Annotated in this window: 15 protein-coding genes and 1 pseudogene; 4 read left to right on the top strand and 12 right to left on the bottom strand. The window is 63.8% G+C overall.

The genetic code is table 11. From position 1 onward, the window contains the following. Positions 1-85: 85 nt before the first annotated feature. The 7 genes from G7067_RS04980 to G7067_RS04950 form a co-directional block, all read right to left on the bottom strand. Positions 86-4783 (bottom strand): FtsK/SpoIIIE domain-containing protein, encoded by a 4698-nt coding sequence (locus tag G7067_RS04980; RefSeq protein ID WP_244301272.1) that lies wholly within the window; start codon positions 4781-4783, stop codon positions 86-88. Positions 4784-4797: 14 nt separating this feature from the next. After that, entirely contained in the window at positions 4798-5328 is a 531-nt protein-coding gene (locus G7067_RS04975) for a hypothetical protein (RefSeq protein ID WP_166322436.1), read from the bottom strand. Positions 5329-5399: 71 nt separating this feature from the next. Beyond that, positions 5400-6428: an alpha/beta hydrolase gene (locus tag G7067_RS04970; RefSeq protein WP_166322434.1), complete on the bottom strand. Its 1029-nt coding sequence runs from the start codon at positions 6426-6428 to the stop codon at positions 5400-5402. A gap of 17 nt (positions 6429-6445) precedes the next feature. Further along, on the bottom strand, positions 6446-7357 hold the full coding sequence (locus G7067_RS04965; protein WP_166322432.1) for a hypothetical protein: 912 nt from the start codon (positions 7355-7357) through the stop codon (positions 6446-6448). Beyond that, the gene (locus G7067_RS04960; RefSeq protein WP_166322430.1) at positions 7354-7662 is read right to left on the bottom strand and encodes a hypothetical protein; all 309 of its coding nucleotides are present in this window, start codon (positions 7660-7662) and stop codon (positions 7354-7356) included. Before G7067_RS04960 ends, G7067_RS04965 begins: the two co-directional genes overlap by 4 nt. Positions 7663-7778: 116 nt before the next feature. Then, positions 7779-8072 (bottom strand): WXG100 family type VII secretion target, encoded by a 294-nt coding sequence (locus G7067_RS04955; protein ID WP_166322428.1) that lies wholly within the window; start codon positions 8070-8072, stop codon positions 7779-7781. 400 nt (positions 8073-8472) lie between these two features. Further along, complete coding sequence (locus G7067_RS04950; protein ID WP_205881206.1) at positions 8473-10260, bottom strand: proline--tRNA ligase; 1788 nt, start codon at positions 10258-10260, stop codon at positions 8473-8475. 254 nt (positions 10261-10514) lie between these two features. On the opposite strand from G7067_RS04950, the gene G7067_RS04945 reads away from it, so the two are divergent. Next, on the top strand, positions 10515-12119 hold the full coding sequence (locus tag G7067_RS04945) for a dolichyl-phosphate-mannose--protein mannosyltransferase (protein WP_244301271.1): 1605 nt from the start codon (positions 10515-10517) through the stop codon (positions 12117-12119). A 9-nt stretch (positions 12120-12128) separates the two neighbouring features. Here the strand turns inward: G7067_RS04945 and G7067_RS04940 are convergent, their stop codons facing one another. The 3 genes and pseudogenes from G7067_RS04940 to G7067_RS15160 all read right to left on the bottom strand — a co-directional run. After that, positions 12129-12824 (bottom strand): LuxR C-terminal-related transcriptional regulator, encoded by a 696-nt coding sequence (locus G7067_RS04940; RefSeq protein WP_205881233.1) that lies wholly within the window; start codon positions 12822-12824, stop codon positions 12129-12131. 20 nt (positions 12825-12844) lie between these two features. Next, complete coding sequence (locus tag G7067_RS15165; protein ID WP_425280705.1) at positions 12845-13147, bottom strand: sensor histidine kinase; 303 nt, start codon at positions 13145-13147, stop codon at positions 12845-12847. A gap of 960 nt (positions 13148-14107) precedes the next feature. Continuing rightward, positions 14108-14229: pseudogene (locus G7067_RS15160) on the bottom strand (PspC domain-containing protein); the annotation flags it as partial. Between the two features lie 113 nt (positions 14230-14342). Between G7067_RS15160 and G7067_RS04930 the strand changes: the two are divergent. Genes G7067_RS04930 through G7067_RS04920 form a run of 3 tightly spaced genes read left to right on the top strand, consistent with a single transcriptional unit; the run spans position 14343 to position 16347 of the window. Further along, complete coding sequence (locus G7067_RS04930) at positions 14343-14627, top strand: PspC domain-containing protein (RefSeq protein WP_166322422.1); 285 nt, start codon at positions 14343-14345, stop codon at positions 14625-14627. A gap of 26 nt (positions 14628-14653) precedes the next feature. After that, a complete protein-coding gene (locus G7067_RS04925) occupies positions 14654-15913 on the top strand; it encodes a YihY/virulence factor BrkB family protein (protein WP_166322420.1) in 1260 nt (419 codons plus the stop codon). Then, the gene (locus tag G7067_RS04920; protein ID WP_166322418.1) at positions 15910-16347 is read left to right on the top strand and encodes a hypothetical protein; all 438 of its coding nucleotides are present in this window, start codon (positions 15910-15912) and stop codon (positions 16345-16347) included. Before G7067_RS04925 ends, G7067_RS04920 begins: the two co-directional genes overlap by 4 nt. 271 nt (positions 16348-16618) lie before the next feature. Here the strand turns inward: G7067_RS04920 and G7067_RS04915 are convergent, their stop codons facing one another. Beyond that, on the bottom strand, positions 16619-18130 hold the full coding sequence (locus tag G7067_RS04915) for a sensor histidine kinase (RefSeq protein WP_166322416.1): 1512 nt from the start codon (positions 18128-18130) through the stop codon (positions 16619-16621). 33 nt (positions 18131-18163) lie between these two features. Further along, positions 18164-19222, bottom strand: a complete 1059-nt coding sequence (locus G7067_RS04910; RefSeq protein WP_205881205.1) for a heme/hemin ABC transporter substrate-binding protein — start codon at positions 19220-19222, stop codon at positions 18164-18166. Positions 19223-19348 lie beyond the last annotated feature (126 nt).

The raw sequence follows: 19348 nt of genomic DNA, 5'->3' as shown, positions 1-19348 counted from the left end.
CGATCCTCAATGACTCAACAATCCGCGTATCTTCGCGGCTCACTGATCACTATGCCAGGCCAGCATGTCTATCTGAGAATATGAATCACCCGAGCCTGGCCAAAGGTTCCCGATCGCGCATATATGCATCTTCGGGGATCGGCGAAAAGCCTCCCGACGGCATCGCCACGTGTGCGGGAGTGGCCTTTCCGCTCTGCACCATGAAGCCCCTCCCAGGCGGGAAGTCAGCACGCTTGACGCGGCCAAGGTACTCACGGAAGGGGGTCTGTGACTCACCGTCGTCGGGTTGCAGCGAGAGGCCCCAGGCTGGCTGCTTCAGTGCGGTGAACAGATCCCACACGCCGCTCCCGGTTCCCTGCTCAAATTCAAAGAGCACGAGCACGTCGGCTTTCCGTGCAGTCTTCGCGAGCGCCACAAGTGTGGGGAGCGCGGCTGTGCCCTCCGCATCGGATGGACGCTCCACAACGATCACTCCGCGCGCACCCGGGCTCGGGAACTCAAGCGGCTCGGGGTCACTCTCCCCTGCGGGCGCGCCCACCGGCAGAGCGCTCCCGCCAATCAGTCCTCCCCCGATCAGGCCTCCCGTGAGTCCGCCGCTCTTGGCGACCGGCTTACCGCCCAGAGCAACCACAAGTTGCTCTGCGAGTGTGCGCACTTCATCTTCGCCGGTGGCGGTTCGATCCCAGACCCCGCGCGAGCGCAGCCCTTCCGCATTGAACGTGAGCAGCACCCGTTCGCAGTCCTCGCCCTGCCCGGATACCCACCGGGCCACCGCTTCCGCACACGCAAGCACCGCCGTTGACTGACCCGATCCCGGTGGGCCCGAAACGACGCCGAGCCCGCTCGTCGGGAGGGTCAGAGGCGCAAATGTCTGCGTGTTGATCCCGAACACTGGAGCACCACCGGCGGACACCGGCAGTTCCGAGAGCGGCACCACCTCGGGAGCGTTCCGGATCTCCGTAGCTGGCGTGACCCCTTCGTGCTGCAACCGCGCGGCGAGAGCTTCCAGCGCCTTCGCCTGTTCAGAGAGTTCCGGGTTGCCACCGAGAATCGCGATCTGAATTTCGTCAGCATCTCCCGCGAGCAGGGCCCGCCCGGGAGGAGCCTCTTCGAGCGCATCACCCTTCACGCCGAGGTGACCGTAGTCGTGCACGTTCGCGAGCCGCAACACATACTGTTTCTGCAGGCTCGAAGTCATCGAGGAGGGGATCCCGGCGGCCCTATCGCTCGTCAGCACGACGTGCACGCCGACCGAACGCCCCGTCATCATGATGTCACTGAGCATCTGAAACGGTGAGCTGTGACCGCCAAACCCTTCCGTAGCTTGGCGAAACGCCCCGAAGCCGTCAAGCATCAGCACCACGCGGGGCGCGGTTGCGCTGCCCCCACTCCGCCGGTAGTGCGAGAGGCTTCCCGCACGCGCCGCCGCGAACCGTGGTCCGCGCTCAGCAATGAGATCGAGCAGGTGCTGCAGCACGCGCGTCGTGAGCTCAATGTCTGACAGCGGCGCGATGGCGCCCGCCGTGGGCAGCGCAGCGAGCACGTCAAGTGCTCCGCCTCCACCATCAATCCCGTAAATCTCTACCGGATGCTTCACAGCGCCAGAGCTGAGGGAAGCAGCGACCGTGATGAGCGCGCTTGTCTTCCCTGTGCCACCGGCCCCGATGAAGGCGACATTTCCCGAGTCCTCAAGATCCAGAATCGTGACGCGCTGGCTTTGCGAGGCGGGTTCGTCCCGCAGCCCGAAGACCACGGCATCGCTGCTCGCTTCACCGGATACAGGGGTGGTCTCAAGCTCGGCCAGATCAAGCACCGCGGGCAGCGCATCGAGCCAGGGTCTTCGAGGCTGAGCCAGTCGCGCCTGCTGGGCCGCGGCAACGATCCCGTCTCGCAGCCGTTCAATGTCTCGCAGCGGTTTCATCGATGAAACTCCCGAACGCTGAGGCTCAGGAGGAATGTTCCACGGCGCAGATTCAGAGAACTCAAGCGACGCGATCTCAACTTCGGGATCCCGAGACTCTGTGCCGAGCCTGCCGCCCAGGTATCCGGTTTGGAAGTGCCCCATCTTGCCCGGTCCCACTTTAATCGCTCCGCGGCCGGGTGTTTCCGCATCAAAGAACGCCGCATCCTTCACCCCGATGACGTCACTGCTGTCAGATTCGTCGGCCATGCGCAACGCTACGCGCAGATTCGTGTTTGCGCGCAGGTTGTCCTTAATCACGCCGGCCGGCCGCTGCGTTGCCATGATGAGGTGCAAGCCCAGTGACCTGCCGCGCTGCGCCACATCAATCACGCCGTCAACAAATTCGGGCACTTCGCCCGCAAGCGCCGCAAACTCATCGATGACGATCAGGAGCACAGGTGGGGCTGCGGGATCGGAGCGCCGCTCCATCGTGATGAGGTCCTTTGCGCCGTGCTGCGCGAGCAGTTCTTCGCGGTAGTGCAACTCGGCGCGCAACGAGGTCAGGGCGCGGCGCACGAGATGGGGACTCAGGTCAGTGACGAGACCGACCGTGTGCGGCAGGTCGACACACTCGGCGAACGCAGCACCGCCCTTGTAGTCGACGAGCAGGAAGGTGAGCCGGTCGGGGCTGAGCTGGGAGGCGAGGCTCATGATCCAGGTCTGCAAAAATTCGGATTTGCCGGCGCCGGTGGTGCCGCCGACGAGTGCGTGTGGGCCGTGCGCGCGAATGTCGATGACCGCCGGATCGGTGGGGCCTTGCCCGACAACCGCTGCGAGTTTGAGTTCTTGTCGTTCGGTCCCCCGCTGCCACTGTGCGGTGAGGGATCCCGTGCTCGCCCAGCTCTGCAGAATCGGTGCCGGGCCGCCCAGAATATCGACGGGACTCAGGTCGCGCAGATTGACCGCTTTCGGCAGGTCGCTTTCGTCAAGGATCCTGTCACTCGCGTCCGCCACCGATGACAGCCTGCGCGCGAGATCGGTGGCGACGGCCTGTTCGAGATACTCAAGATACGACAGATTAACGACGGTGCCGCTGCGCACAAAACTGACGCGGCCCTGCGCCTGCGAGACCTCGAGAAAGGTGCGGCAGGCGGCGGGAAGCTCTGCGGGGGTGCGCGTTACCCACAGCAGGTGGATCCCAGCATCGGGGCCGGATTCTGCGAGCGCGATGAGCCGCGACTTGTCAACCTGGCCGTCGTCGAGCACCAGCACCAGCACTGCCGGGATGACCGGCAGACGATTCACCGCCTCGCCGTGTTCGGCATCGTTGCGGGTGTCGGTTTCAAGGTGGGAACGCAGCGTGGCGCCCGCGCCGATCTGGGCCTTTCGTGTTTCCAGGAGCCCTTCGAGAGCCATGATGAGTCGGGTCGAGCCTGCGGGATCCTCGGCAAGCTGCCAGCTCGGGATCGGACTGTTGACGGCGTCAACGTGTGGCAGCCATTTCAGCCACGACCAGGATGCAGCGTGTGCGGGCCCCGCGAAACATGCGAGCGACAGTTCGGCCGGCGAGTGCAGGCCAACAAGCTGCATGATGAGTGATCGGGCGGCGCCTTCTGCCCAGTGCAGATCGCCTGCGACTCCGATGGATCCGCAGCGGTCGAATCGTTCAAGCACGGGCACCGGCTCGGCCTCGGAGAACTCTTGTTCGATCCTTCGCAGCCTGTCCCACTGCTCTTTCGCTGATTCTCCCCGTGATGGCAATTTCACTTCGGTGCGGCTCGGCAGCGCTCCGTTACCGAAGCGGATTTCGAGGAAGGATCGATGTTCGGGTCGGCGGGTCCAGAGCAGGCTACCTCGTTCGGCGATCGCTGCGGCGACTTCGGTGAGGGTGGGGGTTTCGGCGCTTCGGACGGCGATTTCTTGCTGCCGCAGTTCAATGAGCTCGCTCCGCTCGGCGTCGATGGTTTCTTGAAACGTCTCCGTTTCCTTACGCAGTTTCCGCTTGCCGCCGATGGTGTTGTCGATCCAGGATCCGATCATCATCATGGGTGAGAAGGCGACCATCATGAGGCTCATGGGCGAACGTGTGATGGCAAACATGGCCCCGCCCATCAGCATGGGGGCAAGCATCGCGAGCATGGGGATCCGGCTCGGCTTTGCGGGGGCGGGTGGGGCGGGCAACTCTCGTTCGGTGGCAGGGAATCGCGGATCGACGCGCGGCGCGCGCATGTGCATGATCTGGTGCGTCAAGTGCGGAACGGGACTGGGAGGTGGCCCTGGCCTGTATGCGAGTTCAACGTCACCGAGGCGCAGTATCGCGGGGCCCGTCAGCTGAGCCTCGCTGACCTGGCGCCCGTCTACGCTGAGCCCGTTCGCGGATCCGAGATCGAGAATCTTGACGGCGCCGTTGTGTGCTGAGTTGTTGTCGGCGACGATATCGATCATTGCGTGGCGCCGCGATACACTCGCGTCACTAAGGTGAATACGGTTTGAGCGATCACGGCCGATCGAGTTATGGCCCGGGATCAGACTGTAAATCACGCCGGCGTGCGCGCCGGATCGCACTTCGATGTAGCCGGCGACACTGATCATGCGTTCTTCGTGGCCGCGGGCGCCGAACTCAAGCACGGGCGTGACGATCCACCCGGATCGTAGTCCGGACGCGCCGAGCGGCACGGCAGGGTCGAGGAGGTACGTGGGTCCGCCCTCTGCGGACCGCCCGCGCAGGGTGACGGGAGCGCGCCTGCTCGCCGCGGTTTCTTGGAGCCGCGGCTCGTCTCCTGCCCCGGCTCGTATGAGTGTTCGTGCCGTGTCACCGACGGATGCCGTGACGTCACAAGAGAGCGTGACATCGCGGGTTCCGCCCTGCGGCACTGCCACACTGACACGAAGTTTCATTGCTCTGTTTCGGGCGGGGTCTCTCCTTCAGGAGTCCCCTTCAGATTCGGTGGATTCGCGGGTCGTTGCGGATACAGATTGCTCGTCGAGCACGCGGTATGCACGTCCAGCGCAACAAAGTTATCCCCAGCATTGAACGCCAGATAGGCTCCGTCTTCGCGATCCGCTCGGAAGTATTCCATCGGCGTCTGAGTGCTTCCAGGCGGCACAATGTAGCTCACCGTCCACCCTTGATCGGTCCAGAATGTGCGCAACCGCTCTGCGGCCTCAGCCCAGTCCGCTACTTCACGGTTTCCGAGTCTGATTTCATATCTACCAGGCTGAACTCCCTTCTGGTTCGGACGACATGACTGCACACGAAGGTTCGCGAGAATGGCTTCTCTATTCGTTTCCCAGAGATTCTCTGGCTTGTACTTCCACCATCCTTCTTCTTGGCCTACGACCTGCATCGCCTGCGTAAGCTCGCTTTCAAGCCACGCGAGCTGCTCCTCCGCAGACGAGTTATTCGCGACATCTGAATCCGACACAACCGGCACCGAACTACACCCCCCCAAGATCAACAAAGACGAACACATCAAAAGGATTAGGCATTTTCGAATCACATTGCCCCCAGTTCGTGTGCCACTTGCATGGCAACTTGCCACACCGGCGTGGAGGTCACGTTCAGCTCGCCAACCACCAAATCAGCAGCACCCATCGTCACTGCGGCAGAGTTCCACAGTGCCTGCGTTCCTTCGTCCATGTACCCACCACCATCTGCGGCGAGTAGAGGGTGGCCAGTCGTAGGACTAAACTCCCCTGCCCCATCGGAGGAAAACTGGTGCGCGCCGTCAATAGTCGGCCACTTCAAAGCAACCTCGGGATTCGGCTGCAACCTGCCTGAAAGACTCGAACCTATTCGAGCTACATAATCTTTCGACGCCATGGTGGTGTAGATCGCAGGGGATCCATCTGGCGCAGATTCCACTTTGAGGTCGGAAAAGTCTTTGATTTTTTGACCATCAAGCCCAGCCGAAGCAAGCATTGTGAAGGATTGCACCTTATGAGTTACGAGAGTGAGTGCATTTGCCATTGTTGTGGTGCCGTAGGAGTGCGCAAGCGCAGCGAGGTTCGGCAGGGGCACATTCGCGGCACGTGTAGCAAACACGCCGTCAATCTCCAGCGCCAGGCGCTCCGCACCCGTGCGCGCGGAGAAAGGCATCAGAACTGTCACAAGGTCTGGCGTATCGTACTCAAGATAGACGATCACTGCGTTGCCTTCTATGTCTCGCCCCGATCGTTCGAGAAGAGTGACCTGCTCAGCGTACAGATTCTTGCTCGCTGTGTCCCAACCGGGGAGTGCGGCATCAGCATTACTGAACATCCCCGCTGACTCCACAGTCAAGTTTTGTGCGGCGTCGAGGTCTCCATACCCCATCGCCACCATCGGCACGGGGCCCTCCAAGTTGAGTGCGACGACCGACACTGGCGGTTCGCCGTCGTCTGCGTTCACCGCCTGCATCACTTCGGCGAACGCTTTGCTGCAGGCCGCACTCATCTCTCCACCATGCAGGGCGTAGTACTCCAGCAACATGCGGTTCGCACGGTCACGCACGCCAAAAGGCAGACCCGGCAAGTTGCCAATCACCCAGGGCACCTCGGCAATCAGTCGCTCTTGTTGCTCTGGCGATAGAGCGGCCCAATTCGCGGCAACAATATCGGGTGGGGAGGCGACTCAAAAGACCGTTCACCATCCGATGTTCCCAACAAATTCTCTAGGAGCGGGTGTTCCTTCGCGAGACTTAGCGCCGCCGATTCCTCGCCCCAGAGTTCGCCCGAGACTCTCTGGGCGATAGTGAATGCGGGTAGGCCTGATACACCACCATTAATCGAGATGAGTTCGCCAATCCCGGTCATCTCGAGAGCCTTCACCAAAGCGCCTTCAGCAGATTCGCGCTCCTTGATCAGAGTTGACCAGGTCTGCACCGCGCGATTGATGTCAGCGACCGCACTCAGCCAATTCGAGGTTGCAACGCCCCACTGATACTCATAAACGGAGCGAAGCGTCTGCACTTCCACCGCGCGCTCAGCAGACGTAAGATCCGCCGCATCGGAACCTAACCGCGGATCCGGCATTGCTCCAGGCGGGACATCCCGCCAGGTATACGTTTGGTACGAGCGAATTATCCGGGAGATCTCATCGATGGTTCCGACAGCAATACGTATGGTAGCCAAGGCGTCATTGATCTGCTCAACGACCCGGTCAGCATCCTTGTTGATGCGGGTGACCTCCGCCGCATAGGTGTCAAACGCGGCCTTCGATTCAGACGCACTCCGTTCCAGCGTCTGCGCGCCGGGAATCAACCGATCGCCGAGTTTCGCATCGAGCTTGTCGATGCCTTTGCTCTTCACACCATAAAACTCGCTCTGGGCGCCCTGCACCGAAAGCTGAAACTGGTTCGCGTCGTTCACCAACTCCTGCGCGAACGCCGCAGCGGCATCAATCTTGCCGGTGCCGCCGGCTTTTGGAGTCGCATTTGGTAGCACCGAGGCTGCATCAGCGGGAACATCAGTCATTTTTTCTTCGATCCTGATACCAGGAAGCCACTCTGCAGCGAGTTTGCGATGTGCTGGTCAAGCGACTTGCTCACCTGCATGACTCCCGCGACTTCCTGCGCACCCGTCTTCGCCGCATCCGCAAGCGCGAAACGCGCTTCTTCAAGGCTCTTCAAAAACTGCTGCACCGTTTCGCCAATACCCGTCAGACTTGCAAACTGCCCCGGCGCCTTCTTCTCGAAGACCTCCATCGCATAGGACGCCGCCACCAGACACTCACCCGCGGTCTTTAGCTCTGCATCAGTAATCTTGAATTGCTCAGACACCAGGGCTCCTCTCGAATGAATTGGTCAGAAATATGCAGCGATTGCGGTTGAGCGCGCAAACTAGACTTTGGATCGCTTGGCACGCTCAACCCGCGGCGAGGGGCCGCATTACCCGTCTAGTTGATCTTCGCGGCGATCTGCGAATCCATCTCGCGCATCGCTGCCGCGGTCTGCGTCAGGAACATCTGAATCTCGGTGAGCTTGTCAACGCAGATGTTCGCGCTCGCCGTGTAGTCGTTATACGCCGCATTGAACTTGTCGGACGCAAGCTCTGTCACGAACCCCGACTGCACCAACTCGTTAATCTGAGTCTGCAGATCACGAAAGTTTTGAGTGATCGTGTCGCGGCCGCTGCCCAGCTTTGCCGCGGCCGTTTCGATTCGATCGTAGGTTACGTTAATGCCAGCCATTAGAAATCCTCACATGTTGCACTTGGAAAACTCCCGTGCACTACGTGACACGGTCTGGATTAACCGGAAGGTCAACCAATTGCCAAGCTACATGCCAAGGAATGCGAGAAACAAAAATCCGGCAATATGTGGATAACTTGGTGCCTAAGAGGCACAATACTCACCCTGTGGACGGAGAATGAATTCTCCTCTGAAACTCGCAGCGGGAAGGCCCCAAAGTTCCATGTCACGACACAAATCCTTGGCAGCCGGCGAGCGGAAAAACACACTCCGCAAGGACCCCTGGACCTCCCCCAAACAGCTGGGTATCTAAGCGAATAGGCTTCTGGTTCGGATCAGCGCATCTTCAGCCCGGGGCACCGAGCGACACAGCAGGGTCGAGGAACTCAAGGCGGAGGAACTACACCCCGAACAGCGCCGGAACATCCGCGATCGCCACGCGATCCTTCGCCCCGCTCGCCCGATCCCATACCTCAGCAAAACCCTCGGCCGCATCGCGCCCGACCACCACGACCCGCGGCATCCCCAGCAGCTCGGCATCTCCAAACTTCACGCCGGGCGACACCTTGGGGCGGTCGTCGAACAAAACCTCAACACCTGCGGCATCGAGCCTTGCGGCAAGGGACTCCGCGATGGCAGCAACTTCGGGATCCTTACCCGTCGCCACCACGTGCACGTCAAAGGGCGCAATCGCAGCGGGCCAGATCAGGCCTCGGTCGTCATGGTGCAACTCGGCAAGGATCGCCATGATCCGGGTCACGCCGATGCCGTAGGAGCCCATCGTCACGGTGACCAGCTTGCCATTCTCATCAAGTACACGAAGCCCCAGCGCCTCCGCGTACTTGCGGCCCAACTGGAACACGTGCCCGATCTCCATGCCGCGCGCCGTCTCAATCGGCCCCGAGCCGTCGGGCGCCAGATCCCCGTCGCGCACATTCGCAATGTCCACACTGCCATCGCCCACAAAATCACGCCCGGCAACAAGCCCGGCAACGTGCACGCGGTCCTTGTTCGCGCCGGTCACCCACGCGGTGCCGGGGACGATACGCGGATCCAGCAGGTAGCGCAGGCCCGAACTTCCTTCGAGTCCAAGCACGGCGCCGGATCCCGAGCCGAGAACGCCAGGCCCAATGTAGCCGCGCACGATCTGCGGAATCTTCTCAAGATCGGCAGGAGTCGCGGGCTCAACCTCGCAGCCGGCGAACGCCACCTCGGCGCGCTTCATATCGACGTCGCGGTCGCCAGGGATCGCGACCACCAGAATCTCACGCTCGCCCGCATGCTCACCGGCCACCGGGGTCACCGCGAGCACAATGTTCTTCAGCGTGTCTGCGGCGGCCCAGGATCGGCCGTCCTCGCGAGGCATGGCCGCATTCAGGTGGGCAACCAGCGTGTCAATGGTCGGCGTGTCCGCGGGAGCAAGATCGATAGCGGCGGGCAGCCCCTCGATGGGCTGTGCGGCGGGCGTCGGTGTCTCGTAGGCCTCAACATTCGCGGCGTACCCACCCGCCGAACGCACGAAGGTGTCTTCGCCAATCGAGATGGGCAGCAGGAACTCCTCGCTGCGGGATCCCCCCATTGCCCCGGCATCGGCAGACACGATCACGTATTCGAGCCCGAGCCGCGCGAAGATCCGCTCATAGGCGTCGCGCTGCTTCTGGTAGCTCGCGTCGAGCCCCGCGTCGGTGGTGTCGAAGCTGTAGGCGTCCTTCATGGTGAACTCGCGGCCGCGGAGGAGGCCTGCGCGCGGGCGGGCCTCGTCTCGGTACTTATCCTGGATCTGGAACAGCGTCAGCGGCAAATCTTTGTAGGACGTCACGATGTCTTTCACCATCAGTGTGAAGACTTCCTCGTGCGTCGGCGCGAGCAGGTAATCGGCGCCGTGGCGATCCTGCAGTCGAAACAGCGCGTCGCCATATTCTTCCCAACGCCCGGTCGCCTCGTAGGGCTCGCGCGGCAGTAGCCCGGGGAAGTGCACCTCGTGTGCGCCTGCCGCATGCATCTCGTCACGAATAATCTGCTCGAGTTTGCCCTTCACCCGCAGCCCCAGCGGCATCCAGCCGAAGACGCCGGGAGCCTGGCGGCGAATATACCCGGCGCGCACGAGGAGCCGGTGGCTGGCGACCTCGGCGTCGGAGGGATCCTCGCGAAGGGTTTTCAGGAAGTAGCTGCTGAGACGGGTAATCACCCCACCATCGTAGCCCTTCCCTCGACTCGGCCCGACCCGCCCCAGGCCCACCCCCGCAGCCAAGCCCCCGACCCACCCGCAGCCAGGCCCCGCAGCCCCACCCCGTAACCCCACCCGCTGCCAAGCCCCGCGTGTGCTCAGATTGTTGTTATCCAAGCCCATAAGAACAACTTGCGCACACGGAGGTGCTAGGAAGGCAGGCACACCAGACCCACCAGACCCGGCAGAGCGCGATGGCCGCATAGGCTTGATCCATGCTCGCCACCCGTCGCCATCTACGCTGGATCGCCCCGCTTGCGGTGCTCGGGATCGCCGCTGTGCTGCGATTCTGGGCACTCGGGCGGCCCGATTCACTCGTGTTCGACGAGCTCTATTACGTGCGCGACGCGATCAGCCAGCTCGCGCACGGCTTCCCGACGGTGTGGCCAGACGACGACCCAGCTTTCCGCGATCCCGCAGCATTCACCGCTGAGGCCTCGTACGCGGTTCACCCACCACTCGGCAAATGGCTGATCGGACTCGGAGTGCTGCTATTCGGCCCCGACAACGGCTGGGGGTGGCGCAGCGCGGTCGCTCTCGCTGGGGTGGCGACGGTCGGAATCACGATGCGACTGGGGTGGCTCATGTCTCGAAGCATGCTCGTCGCCTGCACGGCCGGGCTGCTCCTCGCGATCGACGGCGTACACATTGTGCTCACTCGAGTCGCGCTGCTCGACGGGTTTCTGGCGCTCGCGGTGACGCTCGGCGCGCTGTGTGTGTGGAGGGATCAGGAGGGGCTACGAAGCATTTCCCCGGCACGTCAGCCGGTACTGGCACGTCAGCCGGTTGGAAACGGCGATTCTGAACCGGCTGAGCTGCCAGCACCGGCTGAGCTGCCAGTACCGGCTGACGCGTTGGCAATCACCTGGAACCGCCCCTGGCTGCTCGCGGCGGGCGTCACCTTTGGGGCGGCGGCGTCGATCAAGTGGTCGGGGCTCTACCCGCTCGCGTTCTTCCTCATCTTCATCGCGGTTCGGGATCTGATCCTGCGGCGCAGAGAGCTTCGCTGGCCGGGAGCCCTGCGGCAATCCCTCGCCCAGGCGCTCATCACGGCCGTAATCACGCTGCCCACTGCGCTCGCCACGTATCTCGCAAGTTGGGCGGGCTGGATCGCAAGCCCGGATGCCTGGGGCCGAGAGTCCGACGTGCCGTGGATCGCGAGCCTCTGGGAATACCACGCCGACATGTTGGCCTGGCACAGCACGCTCTCCGCTGCGCACCCGTACCAGGCGCACCCGATCACCTGGCCACTCGGGCTGCGTCCGACCGCAATGTATGAGGAAGGCGAGGGCGTCATCTCCGGGATCTCACCCCTGCCAAACTTGCTCGTGACCTGGGGCGGAGTAGCCGCGCTCTGTATGCTGGCTTGGCTGGTGCTGCATGAAATGGTCGCGGATCGCAGGCTCAGGATCGCTGCCCCCGAGTTTGTTGCAAGCGGACCCGTCGAAAGCCATCCCTTGATGTTCGCGAGCGCCTTCGTGCTTACCGGGTACCTCGCGGGTTGGCTGCCCTGGCTCCTCACGGTGTCACGCTCGGCGGTGTTCCAGTTCTACGCGGTGGTACTCACGCCGTTCTCGGCCCTCGCTCTTGCGCTCGTGATCGGCATGCTGTGGGGGATCCCAAGCGGATCGCAGGGGACCTTGCGGCCGGGTTTCCACCTCAGCCGGGATCCCGAAGCACTCCTCAGTAGGCGGCTCACCGTCGCCATATTCATGGTGTTCGCTGTCGTGATTGCGGTGCTCTTCTTCCCGGTGTGGTCGGGAATGCCGGTCGCCGAGTGGTTCTGGCGCGCTCACATGTGGCTGCCGGGTTGGAGCTGAGGAACGAAGCTACAGCAGCCGACGGCTGAGCGCCCAGGCCGTGAGCTCGTGGCGGTTGGAGAGCTGCAGCTTGCGGAGCACATTTGAGACGTGGGTCTCCACCGTCTTCACGGAGAGGAAAAGTTCGGCGGCGACCTCCTTATAGGCGTAGCCGCGGGCGATCATGCGCATCACCTCTTGTTCCCGGGCGGAAAGCCGGTCGAGCTCGTCATCGGCCGCGGCGGTCTCACCGGTGCCCGCACCAAATGCGTCAAGCACAAATCCTGCGAGCCTGGAGGAGAACACGGCGTCGCCTCCGTGGACCCGCAGCACGGCCGCGGTCACTTCAGCCCCGGACGAGGTCTTCGTGAGGTAACCCCTGGCCCCCGCGCGGATCACACTCACCACATCGTCGGCGGCATCCGACACGCTCAGCGCAAGAAACTGGGTGCGCGTCATGTCGGGCCGCGCGGCCGTCTCGCGCAGCACCTCCGCACCTCCCCCGCCCGCGCCGCCGGGCAGGTGTACGTCAAGAAGTACCACGTCGGGCTGCAGCGTTGGGATAGCGGCGATCGCTTCATCGACCGTCGCCGCCTCGCCGACAACCTCGAGTTCTGGCCCCAACTCAGCGCGGAGCCCGGTGCGGAATATCTGGTGGTCGTCGACGATCACCACCCGGATCGGCGACGCGCCAGCGCCAGCAGCAGCGCCAGCGCCACCCTTCATGTCTGATTGACTCGTTTCGTTCATGCGGGTTCCTTCGTATCGAGGTGTGCCGCGCCGGCCTCAGCAGCGCCAGGCACATCGTGCCTCGGCAGGGACAGTCGCACGGCCGTCCCGCTCCCCCCGGGGCCGGGCACGATCTTTGCGGATCCCCCGGCACGCTCCATCCGACCGAGGATCGATTCGCGCACGCCCATCCGCCCTTCAGGTAGTCCGTCGAGGGCGAACCCTGGACCGCGATCGGTGATGTCGATCATGACGCGATCCGGTGTCACCTCGAGATACACCGTGACGGTGCCGCCGGCATGCCGCGACGCATTCAGCATGGCTTCGCGCGCGGCTGCAACAATCGCCGCGGGCGCGATCACTCCCGCGCCCACGCCGACCACAACGATCTCGAATCGAACGGCGTGCTCTTCTTCGAGCGCGGCGGCGTGCGCACGCAGCTCGGCGTCGACGGCCTGCACATCCTCAGCGGAAGCACCGTCCGCTGCGCGAAACAGCCACTCCCGCAACTCGCGCTCTTGGCGGCGCGCGATCCGCGCAACCTCGCTGCCCGGGTCTGATCGCTGCTGGATCAGCGCAAGCGTCTGCAGCACCGAATCGTGCAGATGGGCGGCGATCTCAGCACGCTCAGACTCGCGTGCCCGCGCGGCCCGTTCGGCAATCAGCTCACGGTTGAGCCGCAACAGCCACGGCGCGATCGCAAGCGCCACCCCGGCAAGCACCGCGAACGCCGCAGCGATGACGGTCCACACGCTCGGCTCCTGCGCCGTGACAAAGAACATCAGCACCCCGACCGCGACAAGCGCAAGCGCGCCCATGACGCGAGGTACCGGGTTGCGGTCCGGGCGATCCCGATCCGCGATTTGCCACCAGGTCAGCCCGACACCCACCAGCACGGCCATGCCGGGAAGAATGAGTTCAAGGTTGACCCGCACGCCCAGCTGAGAAAGCACGAGGCCGACCCCGGCGATCAGGAGGCAGGTACCAAGCAGTAGCTCCGGGATCGGCCAGCGCGCTCGCGGACGGACAGCGTCGGCGGATCCCGGCCCGGAATCAGCGTGATCGTGGCGAAGCACACCGGGCGCCGGTGGCACGGGGGGCACAGGCGGCACCGGTTGAGAAGAAGATGGCTGCTGAGTGGGCTGCGCGGGACCCGCTTGCGAGCTGGGGGCAGGCTTTGTCAGCACCCGTCGCAGCGGCACGATCCCCTCGGTCTCCCCCTCCGCGGGCGCCGTCGCCCACAGCCACCCGTACAACAGCACCCCCGCACCGCCGAACACGGTGAGCACCAGCATCGCGATCCGCACCGCCCCAACGGCCACCCCAGGTGCGCCGCGAGCCCGCCGCACACGCCCGCAAGAATGCGGTCGTCGCGGGAGCGAGTGAGCGGGTTGATAGCCATGCCTCTATCCAAGCACCTACCCCGGACATCCAGGGGCCCGGACCTCAAGACTCAGGGTCGAATCAGGGTGAACCCCGATGGCAGCACGCGCCAGGCCCGGCCAGACTTGAAGCATGAACACAACACCAGACTCAGCTCCGCAGCCCCCGCTTCCCGCGGGCGGCTTCTTCGCTTGGATTCGCGGTCTCGGCATCACCCGCAGTAGTGACCGCTGGTTCGCCGGCGTCGCGGGAGGGATCGCTGCGAAGGCAAAGATTGACCCCCTCATCGTGCGCGGCGTCTTCGTGGTGCTCGCGCTTCTCGGCGGCCCGGGGATCCTGCTCTACCTCGTCGGCTGGCTGCTGCTCCCCGACGTCAACGGCCGGATTCGCATGGAGGATCTGATCCGGGGCGAGTAGAGGGGTGGACAATCGTTGCACTCGTCGTGGTGGCACTCTCGGCCATTCCGATGCTGTTCAACTTGTTCACCCCGAGCGTGTTCGGATGGAGCACGGCGCCGTGGGGTATCTTCGGGTTCCCGGCTTGGCTCTCGACAACGATCGCCTGGCTGGTCTGGATCGCGATCATTGTGGTCGCTTGGATCTGGCTGTACCGGGTGGCGAGGAACCGCAATCGCACCGGGCGGGCTGAGGCTTGGCAGGGTGCGGCGGACACGGCCTCGGCAGGGAGCACGTCAGACGCCTGGGGCGAAGACTCCGGCAATAAGGCCAACGCCTGGGGGGAAGACTTCGGCAAGAAAGCAGACGCTTGGGGAGAAAGCTTCGGCAAGAAAGCAGACGCCTGGGGCGAGAACTTCGGCCATCGCGCCGAACACTGGGGCACGCAGTATGAACAGCATCACGAAGCCCGTAAGCTCGGCGCCGCACACGTGCTCATCACTTTCGCACTCGCGCTGCTCGCGGCTGGCGGAGCCGCAATCTGGGCACATAGCGCGGGCAGTCCCGTTCCGGGCCTGGCAGGCACAGCCATTGCGTCCCTCGTGGCCGCCCTCGCCGTGTTTGCACTCTCGCTGATCGTAGCCGGGATCCGGGGGCGGAACACCGGCTGGATCGGCTTCCTCTCCGCGTGCGGGGTGGTGACGCTGCTGTTCACCTCGGTGCTGCCGTGGGGCACCCAGTTCCAGCTGTTTGGCACATTAAGCTCCGGCGGCCAGAACGCGCCCGGCGCGGTTCTCCTTGCGGGCAACACCAGCCTTGATCTGAACTCGCTTGATTCCGAAGACATCAACGATCAAGAGAACTTCACGATCTGGCAGTTCGCAGGAAACTCCACCGTGACGCTTCCAGAGACCCACCCCGTTGTCGTTGACGTGCGCGTGCTGGGCGGCAACATTCGGGAGAGCGGGGCAACCACTTCTCGCGCAGCCGGGCCACTGCTCGCCAAGACTTTCAGCAACACGGCCGAGAACAACGACTCTGCAACTCGGGTCACCATCTACCTCGTTTTCGGCAACGCGCGAGTGGTGGTTCCCGACGAAAAATCTTCGGGAACCGCCGACACGAAAAAGCCATCAGCGAATCAAGCCACCACCGAGCAACTAGAACAGCTCACCGCTGAACTCGAAAAAGTCGAGTGGCAGCTCGAGGAGCCGGGGCTCAGCAAGGCGGAGCAGCGCTCACTTGAGGCGGAGCGCACGCAACTCAAACAAGACATCAAAGATCTAGAGCTGGAGATGGCACGATGACTACCGACGCACAGACCCCCGGCCAGGATCCAGTGCAGGATCAAGGCGCCTCGGCACTCACAGAACCGCTGGCGCAGGATCCCGCACAGAACCCCGAGCAGGATCCAGTGCAGGATCAAGGCGCCTCGGCACTCACAGAACCGCTGGCGCAGGATCCCGCACAGAACCCCGAGCAGGATCCCACACAGCCCGCCGCAACAGCAGCAACAACAGCAACGCAGCAGGTCCGCAAGACCCCGTACCGGCCCCGCCCCCGCACCGGCCCGATCGTGTGGGGCGCGCTGATCCTCGCCTTCTGCGGGTATGTGGTGCAGCGCACGCTCGCCCGCGGTGACATCGATGCAACCGTGTGGATCACCGCGATGACCATCGGGCTCGGCGTGCTACTGCTCGCGGTCGGCGGCGCGGTGCTGATCCGGAACCGGCGCCACTAGCAGCTGAGTACCCTCCCGGAGCCTGGATCCAGCTCTCCACCGGGTGTCACTCATGGCATGCCCCCTGCCTCAATGCCGTTCGGTTGGACGCTTCCGCCAGCAGCCGCGCCGCATGCGGTTGTTGGCGAGTGTCCCCCTTGTTGACGAGCGTCCCCTTTCCCTACCTCGGAGCAAGCGCAGGCAGGGGAGACGCTCGTCAGTATCGGGGACGTTCGTGGATCGGCCCGGTTGCGGGCGACACACCGAGGCCGCCAGCACTATAGCAGCGGACCTAAACCACTACGCGCGGCATCTCGCGGGTCTGCGTCGAGATCCAGTGCAGAGGCACCTGGATCGCGACCCGGGTGCCTCCGCGCTCGTCGGGGCCCCACGAGATGCTGCCGCCGAGCTCGCCCTCGATCAGGGTGCGCACGATCTGGGTGCCGAGACCGTCACCGACGGTGCCGCCGGGGAGCCCCGTGCCGTTGTCGATCACCTCCACCGCGAGCCGCTCGTCAGTGCGGTCGGCGTGAATGATGACCTCTCCCTCGCGGCCCGCGAGGCCGTGCTCGACCGCGTTCGTCACGATCTCAGTGAGCGCGAGCGCAAGCGGGGTCGCGTACTCGGAGGGCAGCTCGCCGAACTTGCCGTCCTTGCGCGGGTGCACCGTGGTGTTGTGCAGGCTCGCAACCTCGGCGGCGAGGCCCAGCACACGGTCAAAGACAACATCAAAGTCGACGATCTGCGAGAGCCCGGTCGACAGGGTGTCATGCACCACAGCGATCGCTGCGACGCGACGCATCGCCTGGCCGAGCACCTCTTTCGCCTCGTCGCTGCGCGCCCTTCGCGCCTGCACTCGCAGCAGCGATGCCACGGTCTGCAGGTTGTTCTTCACGCGGTGGTGGATCTCACGGATCGTCGCGTCTTTCGTGATGAGTTCCTGTGCCTGCGCGCGCATCTCCGTCACGTCACGAGTGAGGACCACGCCACCGAGTCGCACGCCATCGCGAATGACCGGGATCGAGCGCAGCGTCACCGCACGCCCGCGCGCCTCAATCTCCACGCGCTTCGCGATCTTCGCCTGCGCGATCAGCGGCAGCGACTCGTTCGTGTCGAACTGCCCTTTCACCACGTCAGCAATCACCTCTGCGAAGTTTTCGCCCTCGATCTCGTCGCGGTAACCGAGCGTGTTGAACGTCGTCTGGGTGTTGGGGCTCGCGAAGGTGGCGATACCGTCGAGATTGACACGCACCAGGCCGTCGGATGCACGCGGGGATCCCTGCTCACCGCCGCGCGCGTTTCCCGGGGCCGGGAAGAGTCCGTTTTGGATCATGCCGAAGAGATCGTCAGCGACCTCGCGGAAGGCGGCTGCGATCCGCGATGCCTGCTGCGTATCGGCCACGCTCGTGTGCACGGTAATCACCGCGAACGGACCGAGCCTGTTGCCATCAGCATCGCAGCGGTTGACCGAGTGTGCGGCGAGCCGCATCGGGTTTTCCTCGTACCAGGCGGGAGAGGTGGAGACGACGGGAAGTCCGGTCTCCATCGCCTCGTCAACAAGGCCGCGCCAATCAGAACGAAGGAAATCGCCAATCACATCGCGGTAAAAGAGTGTCACGGATCCGGCCGGGCGACTGTGCGCGACCGCGAGGTAGCCGCCGTCGGTCGTCGGCACCCACAGCACGACGTCACTCAGGGAGAGATCGGCAAGCAACTGCCAGTCAAGTGTGAGTACTTCGAGCCACTCGATCTCCTCTTCTGTGAGGGACGAGTATTTGGTCGCGAGATTACGCAGAGTTGCCACGGACCAAGCCTATGACACCGGCGAGAGTCAGTGCTATTTCTCGGACTTGAGCGAGTCGGGTGCGTAAATTGCACGCGCGAGACCGTCGATCACATCGGGGATCCGCGTGCCGCCCGCGAAGATCAGGGTGTCGTCAACATCAATGATGCGCCGATGCTCCCCCGCTTTCGTGAGCGCAATACTCGGCTGCGCCGCGATCAGGCCGTCAACGCCTCCCGCGCTCTTCAACCCCTTGGTCATGACGAGAATGACGTCGGGATCCATCGCGATCAGTGCTTCTTCTGTCATGGGTTTCTCACCCCGCCAGCCAACCTCGCCGGCGACGTCAACCGCGCCGAGCGAGCTAATCAGGCTGTCGGCGCCGCTGCCCTCTCCGAAGAGATAGTAGATGCCGGCGGTGCCACGCACGTACAGAAACGCGACGCGAGGCAGCCTCGCGGGATCCGCTGGCAACAGCCCCTGCACCTCGGCCTCTTTGGCGGCAATCGCTTCTTGCAGGTCCGAAATGACTGCCGGGGCTGCGTCGCTCACCCCCAGGGCGTCGGCTACCTGCTGCACGGTCCGATAGCTCGATTCGGGATCGACGGCGCGATCGACGGTGACCACCGGGATCCCGGCGTCGCGCAGCTGCAGCACCACGTCGACCGGCCCGATGCTGCCGTCCGTGATGATGACGCTCGGGTTGAGCGCGAGCACGGCTTCCGCGTCGATCGAGTGACCGTCCCGGGTGATGATGGGGAGGTCTTCGGTGCCGGGAACGTTGGTCGACACGTCGCGCCCAACGAAGTTGTCGCTCAGCCCGAGGGCGTACACCATCTCGGCGAGGGTTCCGCTGAGGGAAAGCGCGAGCACACGGGAGTTGTCGTTCACCGTGATCTCGGTGTCGCCCGACTTGTCTCGCGATACGACCGTTGCGGGGAGCTTGGCCTCCGGGGCTTTCGCGGGCGGCGGGATGCTCGGTCCCCCGATCTGCGCGGTGGTCGGTCCCTCGTACGCAGTGGGATCCTCAAGCGGCGTCAATTCGCTGAGCGGGGGCAGCTCGATGGCCTTCTCCGCTTCCGAGGGGATGAATACGCGGATCCCGTTTGGCATCCGGTCAACCCGAGAAGCGCCACCGTTGCCAACACTGCCGCGGCGCGCGTTCGTGACCAGAGCATATTCACCTTCTCGTTCATCAGACGATCTACAGGACTAGCCTAATCCAATGCAGGTAGGATA

It is taken from the genome of Leucobacter insecticola, assembly GCF_011382965.1.
Taxonomy (GTDB): Bacteria; Actinomycetota; Actinomycetes; order Actinomycetales; family Microbacteriaceae; genus Leucobacter; species Leucobacter insecticola.
This window is presented reverse-complemented; position numbering and strand designations above follow the sequence as displayed.